The sequence below is a fragment of the Arthrobacter sp. ZGTC131 genome (genome assembly GCF_002929275.1).
Taxonomy (GTDB): Bacteria; Actinomycetota; Actinomycetes; order Actinomycetales; family Micrococcaceae; genus Arthrobacter.
On record NZ_PJIK01000001.1, the window covers coordinates 238111 to 253418 of the forward strand.

General features: G+C 65.1%; 13 protein-coding genes. 3 read left to right on the forward strand and 10 right to left on the reverse strand.

The window, feature by feature from the left end; all coding sequences use genetic code 11:
- Positions 1-71 precede the first annotated feature (71 nt).
- The 4 genes from CXQ90_RS01110 to CXQ90_RS01125 form a co-directional block, all read right to left on the reverse strand.
- Positions 72-1214 (reverse strand): glycosyltransferase, encoded by a 1143-nt coding sequence (locus CXQ90_RS01110; RefSeq protein WP_104136315.1) that lies wholly within the window; start codon positions 1212-1214, stop codon positions 72-74.
- Between the two features lie 120 nt (positions 1215-1334).
- Complete coding sequence (locus CXQ90_RS01115) at positions 1335-2432, reverse strand: acyltransferase (protein WP_104136317.1); 1098 nt, start codon at positions 2430-2432, stop codon at positions 1335-1337.
- Positions 2429-2839: a DUF2304 domain-containing protein gene (locus CXQ90_RS01120; protein ID WP_104136319.1), complete on the reverse strand. Its 411-nt coding sequence runs from the start codon at positions 2837-2839 to the stop codon at positions 2429-2431. Before CXQ90_RS01120 ends, CXQ90_RS01115 begins: the two co-directional genes overlap by 4 nt.
- A gap of 4 nt (positions 2840-2843) precedes the next feature.
- Complete coding sequence (locus tag CXQ90_RS01125; protein WP_104136321.1) at positions 2844-3482, reverse strand: glycosyltransferase family 2 protein; 639 nt, start codon at positions 3480-3482, stop codon at positions 2844-2846.
- 198 nt (positions 3483-3680) lie between these two features.
- On the opposite strand from CXQ90_RS01125, the gene CXQ90_RS01130 reads away from it, so the two are divergent.
- Positions 3681-5807: an acyltransferase family protein gene (locus CXQ90_RS01130; protein ID WP_258064282.1), complete on the forward strand. Its 2127-nt coding sequence runs from the start codon at positions 3681-3683 to the stop codon at positions 5805-5807.
- A gap of 78 nt (positions 5808-5885) precedes the next feature.
- Here the strand turns inward: CXQ90_RS01130 and CXQ90_RS01135 are convergent, their stop codons facing one another.
- The 3 genes from CXQ90_RS01135 to CXQ90_RS01145 are packed head-to-tail and all read right to left on the reverse strand — an operon-like array spanning position 5886 to position 8685.
- Positions 5886-6380 (reverse strand): hypothetical protein, encoded by a 495-nt coding sequence (locus CXQ90_RS01135; protein WP_104136324.1) that lies wholly within the window; start codon positions 6378-6380, stop codon positions 5886-5888.
- Positions 6377-7720 (reverse strand): glycosyltransferase, encoded by a 1344-nt coding sequence (locus CXQ90_RS01140; protein ID WP_104136325.1) that lies wholly within the window; start codon positions 7718-7720, stop codon positions 6377-6379. Before CXQ90_RS01140 ends, CXQ90_RS01135 begins: the two co-directional genes overlap by 4 nt.
- Complete coding sequence (locus CXQ90_RS01145) at positions 7717-8685, reverse strand: glycosyltransferase family 4 protein (RefSeq protein ID WP_146068833.1); 969 nt, start codon at positions 8683-8685, stop codon at positions 7717-7719. The genes CXQ90_RS01140 and CXQ90_RS01145 overlap by 4 nt, the downstream gene beginning before the upstream one ends.
- Positions 8686-8842: 157 nt before the next feature.
- Here CXQ90_RS01145 and CXQ90_RS01150 point away from each other — a divergent pair, with 157 nt between their 5' ends.
- Positions 8843-10714 (forward strand): ABC transporter ATP-binding protein, encoded by a 1872-nt coding sequence (locus CXQ90_RS01150; protein ID WP_104136328.1) that lies wholly within the window; start codon positions 8843-8845, stop codon positions 10712-10714.
- 48 nt (positions 10715-10762) lie between these two features.
- Here CXQ90_RS01150 and CXQ90_RS01155 read toward each other — a convergent pair whose 3' ends face one another.
- From CXQ90_RS01155 to CXQ90_RS01165, 3 genes are all read right to left on the reverse strand, one after another.
- Positions 10763-11767, reverse strand: a complete 1005-nt coding sequence (locus tag CXQ90_RS01155; protein ID WP_104136330.1) for a glycosyltransferase — start codon at positions 11765-11767, stop codon at positions 10763-10765.
- Between the two features lie 48 nt (positions 11768-11815).
- A complete protein-coding gene (locus CXQ90_RS01160) occupies positions 11816-12937 on the reverse strand; it encodes a glycosyltransferase (protein WP_181038385.1) in 1122 nt (373 codons plus the stop codon).
- Positions 12938-13008: 71 nt separating this feature from the next.
- On the reverse strand, positions 13009-14115 hold the full coding sequence (locus CXQ90_RS01165) for a glycosyltransferase family 2 protein (protein ID WP_104136333.1): 1107 nt from the start codon (positions 14113-14115) through the stop codon (positions 13009-13011).
- 52 nt (positions 14116-14167) lie between these two features.
- Here CXQ90_RS01165 and CXQ90_RS01170 point away from each other — a divergent pair, with 52 nt between their 5' ends.
- Positions 14168-15295 carry a glycosyltransferase gene (locus CXQ90_RS01170; RefSeq protein WP_104136335.1) on the forward strand — a complete coding sequence of 376 codons (1128 nt, stop codon included), beginning with the start codon at positions 14168-14170 and terminating at the stop codon, positions 15293-15295.
- Positions 15296-15308: the final 13 nt, after the last annotated feature.

The window sequence follows — 15308 nt, forward strand, 5'->3', positions numbered from 1 at the left end:
TCAAACGACCGGACTTACAAGGAAGGCGGCTCCCGTGGGAGCCGCCTTCGTTGTCAGACCCGCCTTATGTTCTAGGCGCGTGCGTGCCGGGAGCCCGCAATGTCGTCCACGGCCTTCTGCCACGCCAGCACCTGGGACTCGGCTGAAAGCGGCCTGGCCGCAGCGTCTGCCGCTTTTTTCCACTCCGCAATCTTGTCGGCGGTCAGGCCGTGGAGCGTCTCCCGCAGCGAGTCAGCGGAGAAATCGCGCGTCACGGCGCCTAATCCGTACTGTTCAACGAGCGAAACCATCGCCGGAGACGGGCCTACGATGAGGCCGATCCGGGCCTGGACGGCCTCGAAGAACTTGTTCGGCAGGGCATTCTTCAGGTTGAAGTTAGTCGGAGGCAGGAACACCAGCGAGACGTCGTATTCGCTCAGGGTTGCCACCAGCTGGGCGTACGGAACCGGATCGCGGAACCGGACGGCCGGCACGGATGCGGCCTTCTCCTTCAGTTCAGCCACGTAATCGGGCTCGTTCGGCATGACGATCATGTCCAGCGTGAGCCACTCCGGCGCGTCCCGCATCGCTTCGATGAAGTTCTCGAGTTTCCGGTAGCGCTGCCCGGCAGCGCTGTGGATGAGGCGCACCGGAGTGCCCACCGGACGCACCTCTCGTTCGGCGTAAGGTGCTGCGTTGGTGACAACACCCGCGGCCACACCGTAATCCTTGGTGTATTCGTCCGCGATGCCTTGGGACACGGTGGTGACCGATTCAGCCAAAGGCAGGTAGCGGCGGCAGAGCCAGCGCATGAACGGCGCAACGAACAGCCGCCATTTGAGGTCGTCCTCTTTCTCACGGGGGGCAAATTCGTGGAGGTCGGCATGGACGCCCAGCCTCGGCTGAAGCTCGAATGCCAGCGGCAGCGTATTCAGGTCATTGGCCAGGATGACGTCGAAGCCGCCGCGCGGCAGCACTTTCCGCGCCGCCTGAACGGCTGTCAGGCCGTTGTATACGCGGGGATAGCGCCGGGCAACGAGCCCCACCTTGTCCGATGGCCAGCCGCGGGAGTCGCTGGGCAGCGGAAAATGATCATCGACTCCCTCAGGGGCCTCACCGTAGCCACACGTGGTAACGCGGTACTTGCCTTTGAACAGCTCAACCTGCTTGAGGACCCTTGGATCCGAACGAATGGGCGAAAAGGTCAGGATCAGCAATGAGGGGAGCTCAGTCATAGGATCCATTATCCCAGACACCCACGCGGCGTTCCGTCCGGCACCCGCCACAACCCGAAGACTGCGCGACGACTGCGCGACGCCTGCGCGACGCCTGCGCGGGCCAGCATGTTGACCCGGCTAGAAAATATTCCTCAGCAGCGGAACGCGGCTGGCAGCCAGCGAAACCGCAAAACTGCCGGCCAGCGTCACGGCATAGGCAACGGCAATGGGGACCAGCGAAGTTCCGGCAGACACAGCCGGCACCGTCAACCGGATTGCTTCAAAAATGACGAGGTGGACCAGGAAGACGCCGAAGGTCGCGTTCGACAATTCAATGGTGGCCCTGCCCGCCCGTTCCAGCTTGAGACCGTCACACAGGGATAGCGTCACTATGAACACGCCGATGGCGGCCAGCGCAACCTGCAATCCCAGATAGGAGACCGGAAAAGCAGCATCCGCCAGCGGCAACAATCCCCGGTGCCCGTATCGCCAGATGGCGGCTGCCAGCAGCCCGACAGTCGCCGCAGCTGTCGCCAGCAGTTTCCAGCCGGCCAGCCGAACGTCCTTCAGGGCGTAGCCCGCGAGGAAGTACCCCACATACGGCATCCAGTGCGTGAAAATGTTGAGCTGGATGGGACGGGATACGCCAAAGAGGCTGAGGATTCCCGGCACCATGTAGTAGATCAGTGCCGCTGCCAGAAATGTTGCGGCAGCGGCTACGGCCCTGCGCCTGGTTCCGCCGCGCAGGAAGGCGGCCAGCACTGGCGCCAGAAGGTAAAGCCCGGCGATCAGCCACAGGAAGTAGAGCTGGGTGAAAACCGATCCGTCCACGAGTAGCTGCAGGACACGCTTCACGGTGAGGTCCTCGCCGCGCATCCACAGCCGCACCCCGATCAGGTAGATGAGGTTCCAGGCGATCAGCGCGGGAACCAGCCTGACAGCCCGCCGGCGGTAGAACAGCCCGGGGTCCGCGAGTTGCCGGGAGCCGAGGATGAGCGCTCCGGAGATCATCACGAAGACCGGAACCACCCAGATCCAGGCGATGTCGAACGTCACGGCGATCCACCACGTCCGGCTGTCCCGCGGCGCCCGTCCCACCAGATGCCCGAACACGTGGATGGCCACGACCCCGCAGATGCTGACGATCCGGAGGATGTCCAGGCCGAAGTCCCGTTGCCGGGGGCACTCAGAAGGGCGGGCGTCCGCCTCCGGCGCTGCGCACTGAACAGCGGTCATTGCCCGCCATGGGCCGGCGGGGTCAGCCGCCGTTCGAGCTGTGGCTCACCGCTGGGCTGTTCCTCGCGGCGGCCCGGCAGTGCCACCTCGTCAAGGGCGATCCGCCGGGACAGCTTGGTCAACGTCGCTTCCATGTGCCGGAAGCGCTGGTACGTCGTCGCCATGAACACCAGGAAGCTCACCACGAGGCCGTAAAGAACCAAGTCCGTCCCTCTGCCGATGCCCATGAGATGGGCCACGCGGGTCAGAAGTTCGGGGAAGAAGATGGAAAACGCCGCCACGCACGCGAACAGGACCAGCATGATGCGCCGGATGGCGAGATGCCGTGCGTTGGAGCCGCCGCGCATCAGCGCCAGCGACATGATGACGACGGCCAGGACGAGAACTATCTGGACAATGATCTGCACAATTTCACCTAAAAAAGAGGTCAGCAACGATATTGACCGAGTTCAGCAGAGACTGGCCTTTGGACTTGGAATAGTCGGTGTAGACGATTTCGACCGGCTGTTCGACCCAGCGGGGATTCATCTCCGCGAGCTGGTGAACCAGTTCGGAAGCGTGCGCCATCCGGTTCTGCTGAAGGTTGATGCCCTTGGCAACTCCCGGGCTGAAGGCCCGGAGTCCGTTGTGCGCGTCCGTGAGGGCCATGCCGGTGGCCAGGCGCGACTGCACGGCGGCCGTACGCAGTACCAGCCGCTTCATGGGGGAGAGCTTGGTCCGGTCATCGAGGAAACGGGATCCCAGCACGACGTCGGCTTCGCCCGACAGGATGCGGTCCGCCATGGCCCGAGCATCCACGACGCGGTGCTGGCCGTCGGCGTCGAAAGTAATGATGCAATTCAGTTCCGGGTCCTGCAGCGCATACTCAATGCCCGTCTGGAGCGCGGCCCCCTGCCCCAGATTAACCGGATGTTGAACGACGACGGCGCCTGCCTCCCTGGCGACATCCTGGGAGCCGTCGGTGCTGCCATCGTCGACACACACAACGTTGGGGAATTCTTTCCTCAGCCCCTCAATGACGGTACCGACGACAGACGCTTCGTTGTACATGGGTATGACTATCCAGGTTCGACTCACCCGTCAAGTATTCCATAGGGCATGCAGGCGTCGGGTACCTGGAGCTCGGGTGCCCGGACGTTTTGGACGGTAGAGCTTGGACGGTGACGCGCAGCCGGAACGGCCTCTCAGCGGCCGCTCCCGGAACACCCGCTCCAGCCCTTGCCGTATTCAACGGTAAAATTGCCTGTTGTGTCCCCAACTAACCTCGTGACTGACCCGGCTCCAGGACTCCGTGAGGCAAAAAATCGGCCCGTTCCGGCCCTCTTTCGCCCGGAGATCCAAGGCCTGCGCGCCATCGCCGTGGCCGCCGTCGTGCTGTACCACTTTTGGCCCAGGCAGCTAAGCGGCGGATATGTGGGCGTGGACGTTTTCTTCGTCATCTCGGGATACCTCATCACGTCCCACATGTACCGGGAGATCGTGCGGACGTCCTCCGTTGGCCTGTTGAAGTTCTGGGCCAGGCGGGTGAGGCGGCTGCTGCCGGCTTCCTTCCTCGTCCTGTTCGCGTCGCTGGCCGGCGTCTTGCTGTGGGTCCCGTCGACGGTGTGGGAAGTCTCGGCACGGCAGCTGGCGGCCAGCGCGTTCTATGTTCAAAACTGGGTGTTGGCCAACGACTCTGTCGATTACTCCGCGCAGCACAATGATGCGACCGTCGCCCAGCACTACTGGTCCCTTTCCGTGGAGGAACAGTTCTACGTCGTTTGGCCGTTGCTGGTTCTCGGGTTGCTTTACCTCACGCCGAAGCTGGCCCGTTCAAAGGGCCCCGCTTCCGCGGCCCTGTCTCCCCGGTCAATCCTCATCGGCGGCCCGGCGGTCATTGGCGCAGCCTCCCTGGCGTATTCAATGGCGGTCACGGCAATGGCTCCGTCCATGGCGTACTTCGTCACTCCCGCCCGCGTCTGGGAGTTCGCGGCCGGCGCGCTCGTGGCCCTGGTTTTCCTGGAGCGCACCCTGGATGGCTGGATGGCCACCGTCCTGGGCTGGGCGGGCATCGGCCTGATCGTTGGTTCGTCCGTCATGTTCACGGCAGAGACCCCCTTTCCTGGCTGGACCGCCCTCGTCCCCGTAGGCGGAACGGTGCTGCTCCTGATGGTGTCCGGCACGGGGACACCGGCCGGCTCACGGTGGTGGCTGTCATCGCGGGGCATGACGTTCGTGGGCGGCATCTCCTATTCCCTCTACTTGTGGCATTGGCCGGTTCTGATCGTTGCACCGTACGTCCTGGGCCGGCCGGCCGGGCTGCTGGACAAGTGCCTGCTCCTGGCCCTGGTGGTCGTGCTGTCCTGGCTGACAAAAATCACGGTGGAAGACCCGATGCGGACCGGCCGCTTCCTCTCGACGCCGCGCCGCGCGTATTTGTTTGCGGCATCCGGAATGGCCATGGTCCTGGTGCTCTCCGTGGCCCTGACGACATTGGCCTTCGCCGGGAGCGACGGGCAGTCGGCGCAGGTGAACAGCCCTTGTTATGGCCCGGGGGCGCTCGACCCGGCCAACCACTGTAATTCCGTTACCGGCGAGGGACTTCCGGATCCCGCTCCGGCGGTGGTTGCCCGCCAAAACACGGAACCCTTGTACAAGGGCTGCCAGGGCGACTTCTCCGGCACTGAATTGGTCTCCTGCGATTTTGGCGTGGAAGAAAGCCAAGCCACGGCCACCGTCGCCCTCGTGGGTGACTCCCACGCAACAGCATGGCTGCCGGCCATCGAGGTCCTCGCCGAACGGCACAAATGGCACGTCAAGACGTATACGAAGGGCTCGTGCCCGCTCACCGCGGCTTTGCGCGTCCTGCCCTCCGAAGCGACCGACCGGAACCAGTCAGACTGTTGGGCATGGGGCAAGAAACTTCAGGAAAAGCTCGCCGCGGATAAAGAGGTCAGTACGGTCTTCACGGCGGCCTATTCATCGGCCTACACGTACAAATCGGCGCCCGGCGTTGAACTCAGGGACCCCGCGGTGGAGGGCTTCACCACGGTTTGGAAGGGATTGCTCGCGTCAGGTAAGCGGGTGGTCGCTTTCGACGACGTTCCGCGCACCAACGGCCAGTATGTTCCAACCTGTCTTGCGGCTAACAACGGGGATCCGCTCGCCTGTGCCACCACTGTGGACAAGGCCTTCCCTAAAGGAACGGCCATAACGCATGCAGCGGCGAGCTTGAAGGCCCCTGGGTTCACCCGCATTCCGCTCCGCAGCGAATTCTGCGACGCGAAGCTGTGCTATCCGCAGCTCGGCGCTGTGATTGTCTACCGGGACTACTCGCACATTAGCGCGGAGTATTCGCGGGCACTCGCGCCGTTCGTTGACCGGCAACTGTCCTGAGGCGGGGCGGCGGCTATTGGCTCCGGAGACGGGGCCAATAGCCGGCGGCGAGCCGCGTGCGGCCAGTATTGAACGGCATCAGCTTCCGGCGGCGTTTCTGAGCGCATGCAGCATCGCCACCGGACCGTGCACCAGCCCGGCCGCTGTCCTGTTTCGCAGCTGCCACACGGACCGGTCAGCGGTGATGTCGGCGGCGACCACGACGTCGGACGCACTAAAGGTCTCCACCAAATCTGCCCGACCGGCCATCGTCCGGGCCAGCCGGCGGGACTCCAGGTTGTCCCGCACCAGCCGCGCCACCACCCCCACGGGGCCGGCTTTTGATGCCAGAGCGGACACGAGCGACGTGAGGCGGCCGGCCCGGGGTTTCGGCAGGGCAACCACACTCACACGGTCGTCGGCAGGCGTGACTGTTGTCTCGCCGTCGTGCGTGTACACAGCAGTCCCACTGATATGGCCACCGGCATCCCCCACAGCCGCAGCGGCACGATTCCACAGATCATCGATGACTGCCTGCGGGTGAGCGCTGCGGCCGACGAGGATGCTGATGTGAAGCGATTTCCCATCCCTCATGCCTGGGTCCTTTCGCTGTTGGCGGGCAGCGTCTGCGCCACCGAGAGTCCTGCGATCCCGCGGAGTTCTGAAATCACGGGCTCAAGTATGGTGCTGCGGAGAAATTGCTGACCGTAGGCCCAGGCAGCATCCCAGCGTTCGACGTCGGGGTTCTTCAGTGCTTCGGCGCACTCACGAAGCGCATTGGCGATGCCTTCGGCAGTGAGCTCCTTCGCCGGAAACCATAGCGGGTAGTCGCGCAGCAGGTCAGTTGCGGCGTTTTCCATGTCATGGACCGAAACGATCGGCAGACCCGTGGCAAGGTACTCCGTGGTCTTGCCGCCTGTGACGTATTGGCCGGTCGAAAGCAGAAGGATCAGGGCATCCAGCGTGCCGTAGAACCCGGCGACATCCCGCTTCGAGATGGGGCCGTCGTAGCGGAGCCCATTTTGGCGGGCCGCCCCGAAAATTTGCAGGATCTCCGCACCGGCGGCTCCGGATGCACTCAGTTTTCCACGGAAGACCGCGTCCGCCGATGACGCCTCGGGTCCGAAGGCGCCGGCCCAGCCGTCCAGGAACTCCTGCAAGGGCATGTTCACGTACTGAAGCGTGCCGAGGTAGCCAAAGCGCGGGTGGTCTGTACCGCCAACCGCCGGCTTGGCGTGGCCGGGCTGGGGATCGAACCCGTTGGCCACGACACGCATATTCTCGGCAGAGTCGGGATACCGGCGGGCGTATTCGTCCTTGATCTGACTGTTGACGAACCAGATCTGCGCGGCATCCGCGAGGTACCGCGCTTCGAGCTGACCCAGGGAGCTGTCCGGGCTGAAATCCTCTGCACCGCTGATGGTGTTGAAGGCCCAGGCATCCCGGTAGTCCATAACGTACGGGACTCCGTTCAGGGCCCGGGCGACGCCAAAGGCAACGTACGGGCTGGCGGAAGCCATGACCAGGTCGACGGGTTTGTCGGCATGTACCTGCCGGGACGCCGCGGAGGCAGGTTCCAGCCAGCTGCCGTGAAAGTCCTCCGGAAAGTCGCGGCGGCTCCGGCGGCGGCGTGCTTCCTTCCACAGGTAGGGAGCCTCGATCCTGAACCGTGAGTAGCGGCGCAGGTCGCCCCTCGCAGGCTCCTCCGCGCCTCCGTCGTCAACGGCGACGACACGGATGCTGGGGTCGATCGATGCGGCCAGTTTCTCGTCCACTCCGGAGATCTGCGACCAGACCTCAGGATCGACGGTAATGACCGTCACGTCCCAGCCGTCTTTGGCAAAGGCGTTGGCGACGGCCGTGCACCGGTACACGGATGAAGCCGTGCTGGGAGGAAACGCAAAAGCAATGTAGAGAAGGTGGGGTCTGGTCATCCTGCGGTTCCTAGTACTTTGGCGTATCCGGCTTCGAGCCGCGGCAGGAGGGCGGCCGCACCGTGATTGTTCCGGACATAGGCCGGGCCTCCCAGCCGGGCGGAGGTGGCCCTGGGATCAGCCAGCGCGTCCCTGACAGCCTGTCCCACCTCGGACCGTTGCACATCAACAACTGCCAGGTCCGCCGGGTAACCCTCAATGTGATCCGCGAAGACGGTAGGCACTCCGATGGCCATGGCCTGCAACTCACTCAGACCAAGAACGCCTGTGATCTGCCCGACAGCCACGTGAGCCGTGGACAGCTCCCTAAGGAATTCGTTCTTGGGCATACGCGGGAGGAGCGTGATTCCCAGCCGGGCCGCTTCGGCCGCGCGGTCTCCCCAGTTCAGGCCGACGACGTCCACCTCCCCGCCGGAACCGACCGCGGAAACCACCTCCGCCGCGGTCTGCAGCAGTGCGTCTCCGCCTTTGGAGGCGTCCCACCGTGACGGGAAGAACACCCGAGGCTTCGGGGCCGGATTCCAGCCTGGAAGTTCAGCCATATCCACGGGGGCCGGCAGATACTCCGCGTCCGGCCTTGCCTGCTCGGCCTTTTCCCGCAGATCGGGAGTGGTGTACCAGACGTGGCCTGCGCCATCGACGTCTTCCTTCATCACTGCATGGTGCTGGTCCTGCCAGTAATTCTCACGGATGTCGGTTCCGTGCAGTGTCAGCGTGTAAGGGCGGGCGAAGGAGCCCCTGGCCCACTTGGCCCGGCCGCCCATGTTCACATGCCACACCTGGGTTCGGGGGTAGGCCAGGGCCTGCTCAAGCCGGAACCGGTAATACGCAGCTTTGGTTCCGCCGCGGGTCCAGGGGCCCTGGATGATTTTCCATGGCATTCCCTGCCTGCGGCCTTCCCGCACAAAGACCTTGCCGACATCCGCACAATCGAACAGCTGTGTCACCCGAATTCCCTGACTCATGCCAACATCATCTCATCCACCACACGCGTCAGTTTTCGCGGCGGCCGCTCGCCTGCGCCGAGGGCCCGGTCGGAACTGGCCGGCGCCCGACGGGGGCAATGGAGGGCGACGCGTAGTATTGGAAGGGATTCTGTCCCTTGCCGTTCTGGAGTAATTCTTGAGACACCTGCGCCGCACCCTGCGCGAACTGCTGCCCCTTCTGCCGCCGAATGCACGAAGGTTCCTGCTGCTCTTCGGCGTACTGTCGGCTGTTCTGGCTCTTCTCGATGCCGGAGCCCTCGGTGTGTTCGCGCTCGTGCTGAACCAGATCCTCAAGGGCGGGAGCATGAACCTTCCGGTGGTCGGATCCGTTAGCCAGGAGTTCGGTTTGCTCATGCTGGTCGGCTCCGCACTGGTGATGATCCTCAAGTCTGTGCTGAACATCTGGCTGCAATGGGTCTCAACCCGGAAATTCGCGGACTACGAGCTCGAAATCGGCACCATACTGTTCCAGAGCTATATCCGTGCACCCTGGACCGAACGCATGAAGCGCTCCACCGCGGAACTGGTTCGGATGATCGACGTCGGAATCGCCAACACCGTCTCGGGCGTACTCTTCCCGGCCGTAACCCTGCCGGCCATGGCCCTGACGTTCGTCTCGGTGCTGGTGGTCCTGATCGGCGCTTCCTGGCAGACGGCCCTCGTCACCGTCATCTATCTCGGCGGCATCGCGGCGTTCCTTTACCTCTGGCTTTCCAAGAAGTCCTACGAGGCCGGCAAGGTGAACCGCGACGCCGCAATGCGCATGTCCACGCTTGTGGCTGAAATGCTCGGTGCGCTCAAGGAAATCACCCTTCGCGACAAGGCGGAGGAAGTGGGCGCAATCGTCATGCACAGCCGCGAACGGGCGGCCCGGTCGCGGTCGAACATCCGGTTCATGGGCTCGGTGCCCAAGTTCGTGATCGACATGGCACTTATCGGCGGCTTCCTCCTGATCGGCACGGTCGGATATTTGATCGGCGGTATTGAGGCTGCGATGTCCTCGGTGGCCATCTTCGGCCTGGCCGGGTTCAAGATGGTTCCTGCCCTCACCGCAATGCAGTCTCAGCTGACTTTGGTGCAGTCCACGCTCCCCTATACAGAGACAGTCATGCGCGACATCCGCGACGCCGCTGAGTTCCGCAAGTACGCCGAGAAGCTGGGCAAGACGCCCATCAAGGGCGCGCCGCGAATGCTTGAGCTGAAAGACGTTGAGTTCACCTACCCCGGCGCGGGCGTCCCCGCCGTGCGGAACATCAACCTCCGGCTGCCAATTGGCTCCTCCGTGGGAGTGGTCGGGCAGTCGGGCGCCGGCAAGTCTACGCTGATCGACATTTTCCTTGGGCTCCTGACCCCTTCTAAAGGCACGATGACCCTCGATGGCGTCCCTCTTGAGGACGTTCTTTCGGACTGGCGCAAGCGGGTGGGCTACGTCCCGCAGGAAGTTGCGATCTTTGACGGCTCGGTGGCCCAGAACGTCGCACTCACCTGGGGCGGCGACATTGACGAAGACCGGGTCAGGACGGCTCTTCAGCGGGCCCAGCTCCTGGAAACCATCGAAGCCCGCAAGGACGGCATCCACGGACGCGTCGGCGAACGCGGCCTCGCCCTGTCCGGCGGCCAGCGCCAGCGCCTCGGCATCGCCCGCGCCCTGTACACGGACCCCTTGGTGCTCGTCCTCGACGAAGCCACCAGTGCCTTGGACACGTCCACCGAAGCTGCGGTGGCGAAGGCCATCAGCGAACTCCACGGCGAGATCACGGTCATTTCGGTCGCCCACCGGCTCTCGACCATCCGCAACAACGACCAGATCTGCTTCATGAAGGAAGGCACCATCGTGTCGCACGGCACCTTCGACGAAGTCGTCGCGGTCAACCCTGATTTCGCCCAGCAGGCAGCCCTCGCGGGGCTCCACACGCCGGAGCGTTCTGCGCCTCTCGCCTCGGTTTCGGCCGGACCGGCGACGGCGGCCCGGGACACTGACGGAACTGTTCCGGGCGGCTCCAGCTAGGCAGCGCACGCCGGCCGCGGTCGGCTAGGCCGTGCCGGCCGCGATCGGCTAGGCCGTGCCAGCCGCGATCTGTTCGTACAGCGAGTCAAGCCGCTGCACGAAGGCCGCTGCGTCGTACCTGGGAAGCGACCAGGTTGCTCCCCCGAGCCGGGCCGATGTGCCCGCGGGATCTTCCAGCGCGGCAAGGACCTGCTCGACCACCTCATCCTCGCTGCCCTCCAGGACGGGCGGCGTGGTCCCGTCGTCGGGCCGCGGAAGCCTGCTCCCCAGGGCTGCCAGCGGCGCGCCCATGCACAATGCTTCGAACTCGCTGGTGGCGAAGTTGTTGGTGGCCTGACCTATCGCCACATGCGCCCGGGCCATGATGCGGTGGAAATCCTCCTGCGGCATCCGCTCGAGCAGGGTCACACCGGCTTGGCGGGCCAGTTCGGCGCCGGGTCCCCAGTTCAGGCCGAGTATCTTGGCGCGGTTTCCGACGGCGGAACTGAGCTTGCGTGCCAGCCCGAGTTGCTGTTCCACTCCCTTGTCGTCGTCCCACCGCGACACGAAAAGAATGGTCGCCTGGCTTCCGGGGTTCCACGCCGGGAGCGCCGCAGCATCAACGAGTGCGGGGAGGAACTCTGCGTCCGGGCGGGCCCGGCGGGCGTTCTCGGCGGTGTCGTTGTTTGCGAAGAAGACGTGGGCTGCGCCGTCAATGGCCCGCTGGATTTCGCCGTGGAACTGGGGGTCCGCCCACTGCTTGCGGATGTCGGTTCCGTGAAGGGTCAGGGCATACGGGCGCCGGGGCATGCCCCGCTCCCGGAGGAGCCGCGCACTGGTGGCGTAGTGCACGTGGACGACGTCGGCGGCCCGGAGCTTGACGGCTCTCCGTGCGACGTACGGGATGAACCTGGCCTTGGCCATCAGCGGATTCGTGGGCGCCGCTGTCATCGGGCGGACCTGTTCCGGCGGCAGGTAATCCCAGCCGATGCCCGCCCTCGCTGCGGCGCGGACCATGTTCCGCGCCACGAAGGCGCAGTCATTGAACTGAAGAACCCTGGGTACGGACTTCACTGTTCCCCTCCGGAATAGCCTGCAATTGTTCGGAACGTTGCCCTGGCCTCAGGCACGGGCGAGAGCCGTCGTATACGCACGGTCGAAGAGCTCGCCAACTGCCTCCGGCGAAAACCGTTTGAGGACGGGAGCGGCAATGTCTTCGGCGGGCACATCCTGGAATGCGTCCCGGGCGTCAAGGACTGCCTTCCCCAGCGACTCCGGGCTTACCTCGTCAACCAGCCGGCTATTCGCGGCGTTGGCATAGTCGCTGAAGCCGCCGACACGCGTGGCCACGACAGCACGTCCTGCCGCCAGCGCCTCGGCAGCCGAAGTGAAGAAGTTTTCCTGGGCAGTCGGCAGAAAGAACAGATCAGCCCGTGACAGGTAGCCGGCAACCTCAGCGGGCCGCACCGAGCCCGCCAACGTGACCTGGTCTTCAAGCCCGAGCTCGGCGATCAGCGCTTCACACTCGGTGCGCAGCGGGCCTTCACCCACCCAGGTCAGGTGCGCGCTCGTGCCGTGGTCGCGCAGCCATCCAACGGTCCGGATCGCTTCCAGCGGCCGCTTCCGGCCAATGAGTCCACCGACGGCAGCGAGCCGGAGCGGCGTACTAAACGGAGCGGGAACGACGGCGCCACGCGCCTTGACCACGCACGGCACCACCGACGCGGCGTGCGGCCGCGCGAATCGCTGCATCTCCCGGGTGAGCTGCCTGGTGACGCCGGTGACAACGTGGGGCAGGCGCAGGACGGCGCGTATCCCGGACAGCTTCTCCCAGACGGGTGAAACACTCGACGGGTTCACCACGCCGTTCCAGTGCTCGGTGTGCACCCAGGCCGCGCTCCGGCCCGTCAGCGTGCGCGCCGCCCAGGGGAACATCGTGACAAGGATCGAGGAAAACGCCATGGTGTGGACCACGTCCGCCCAAGCCATTTCCTTGGCCAGCGTCCGGGATGCAGCCAGGACGCTGGCCAGCCGCTTCGGGTCCGCCGCCACGCGGCGCACCGGAGTGCCTTCCCACAGGCCCGACGCCGGCCGCGGCAGGGCGAGCGTGGTGCCGAGGCGCACATGGACCACGCGAACGTCATGCCCCTGGCCCCGGATGGCTTCCACATGCTCGGCGTTGAAGGGCGCCTCGGTGGGGTTTTCTTCATGGGGGTACCACGTTGCGACTACAAGGATCTTCATGGGTTCCTTCGACGGATCGGAGACTTCACGGAGCACGCTGGCGCCGGGCGGCCGTATTTCTTCCCGGGGCGCTAGACCAGGGCCGAGGCACTCATGAACCTCAGCGGCGCCTCGGGATGCAGGGCGTGGGAAACACTGCGCGGCACCCAGGTCTGTGGGCTGATAAACCGCCGCCGGGCCAAAGCCAGCCTCTTCATCACCGCAGCGTCCGCTTCTTGGCGAGCAACGGCGTCGAGCAGTCTTCGGTCCGCCAGCGAAAGCGGACGGGCAGCGTGCGGTGCGCGGAACAGCAGTTTCCGCAGCTCCTGCGCCATTTGGGCGGCATCCGCGGAGTTCCATGTTCCCGCGTCAGCCCGAAGCAGGACATGCCCGAAAACATGGACCCGGATGATCTTCGTGACGATCGCCTGCCTGGCGGCCTGCGGCAGTTCCGCGAACCACTCGGAGGTGACCATATCCGTGGCGAAGGCCATATCCTCGCGGACCGGTCGCGCAGTATGGGTCACGCGGACGGCAGCATCGGCGTGCACCAGGTACCGCGGCAGGCCACGGCCGTAGCTGATCTTCGCGCCGGAAAACCACAGCCGCGCAGAAAAGGACTGGTCTTCGCCGGTGGCATAGCGAGTCGGGAAGGAGAGCCCGAGTTGCCGCACGAGCGAGAGTCGCAGCAGACCCAGCGGCGCCGTCCGGTAGGTCAAACGGTCGGCAACCGGATCGAGCCGGCTGCGGCGGGTGCGCCGGACCACCGGAGTGCGGATCGGGCCGCCGCCTGCGTGTCCCATGGGCGCTATCAGCACGTCGGCCTGGTCGCGCTCCGCAGCGTCCACCCACTGCCGGAGCGCCCCGGGCTCAACGGAATCATCGCTGCCCATGATGGCCACCCATGTGCCTGTGGACTGGGCAATGCCGTGGTTGAAAGGGCCGGCCGGGCTCTTGATGCCGTCCGCGTAGTGGAGAAAACGGACCAGGCCGCGGTGTTCGGTAGCCACCCGCTCGCGGATGGGATCGACGTCGGTGTTATGGCAAACCACGTTGATCCGCAGGCGCCCCTTCTCCCCGGGAGCTGTGGGCAATCCGCCGTCTATCAGCGACGCCACCGCCCGCTCCACCGGCCTGTCCGGGGTGTGCACGGCGATCACCAGGTCGAGCAGCACAGGGTCCTGTATTTCGTTGTCCACCCAGTAAGGTTATCGCGGGACCCATGAAACCCTGCCGAGGAGCACCCACCCAATGAGCCAGAGCATCGAAGTCGTCATTCCAGTGCATAACCTGGAGCGGCCATTCATGCGCGCGGTCAGGTCTGTCCTCGACCAGTCGCCTGAGCTGGCAGATCTTGGCGTGAGCCTTGGCGCCACCGTTGTGCTGCACAACCTCGGCGGTGCCGGTGACCCGCTGCGGCCCGGTCCCGAATCGGACGGCGTCACCTGGCTCAGATGCGACGACGGCATCGGGTCTCCGGCTGGCCCCCGCAACCTTGCCCTGGAACAAAGCACGGCAACATATCTCAGCTTCCTTGACTCCGACGACTATCTGGAGCCCGGATCACTGGCGGCCTGGTGGAAGGCTGCGCAGCCCACCAGCGCTTCGGCAGTCATCGCGCCGTTGCGCACCCCCGAGGGTGCCATCCTTCCCGCTCCCCGCATCCGGCCGTCCAAGCCGCAAGTCTTGGATCCGCTAAAGGACGGCCTTGCGTACCGGAGTGTTCCCTACGGCTTGCTTCGCCGCTCCGCCCTCTCCACGATCGGATTCCGGTACACGGAAGGCCTGCGCACCGGCGAAGACATCGAGCCGACGCTCAGGCTCTGGTTCCGCTCGGGCGCTGTCTGCTATCCCTACGGCGCCGCCGCGTATCACCAGACGGATGATTCCGGAGCAGACCGCGTGACCAGCTCCATCAACCCGTTGGCGGAGGAGTTCCGCTGGGTTGAACGGTTACTCTCCTCCGGCTGGCTCCAGGAGGCAACGCTGGCCGAACGCCGAACCGTGGCACTGAAGATCCTGCGGGTTCATGGCATCGGGGCCCTGGTCCGGAGGGGCGCTGGCGCGGCGGAGAACGGGAAGGCACTGTGGGACGGCGCTGAACGCAGGTATTGGGAGGAACTCTCCGGCCGGCTCTTCGCCTTCGCCGGCGGGGCGCTGCCCGCACTAAGCCGCCGGGATGCCGAACTGACCCGCGCCGCGGCAACGGCGAAGGATGAACCGGCGCTGCACGCCGCCGTCGAGCGCCACAGGGCTTCCGGACGATTTGGGGACCTTCTTACCGTCAACCCCTCGGCCGTCCTGTCGCGCGACTCAGTGCTGAGGCACTACGTGGCGGAACGGCTCCGCGCGAAAGCGGGAGTGTTCACGGTTTCCTGATCGGAGTCCTCCG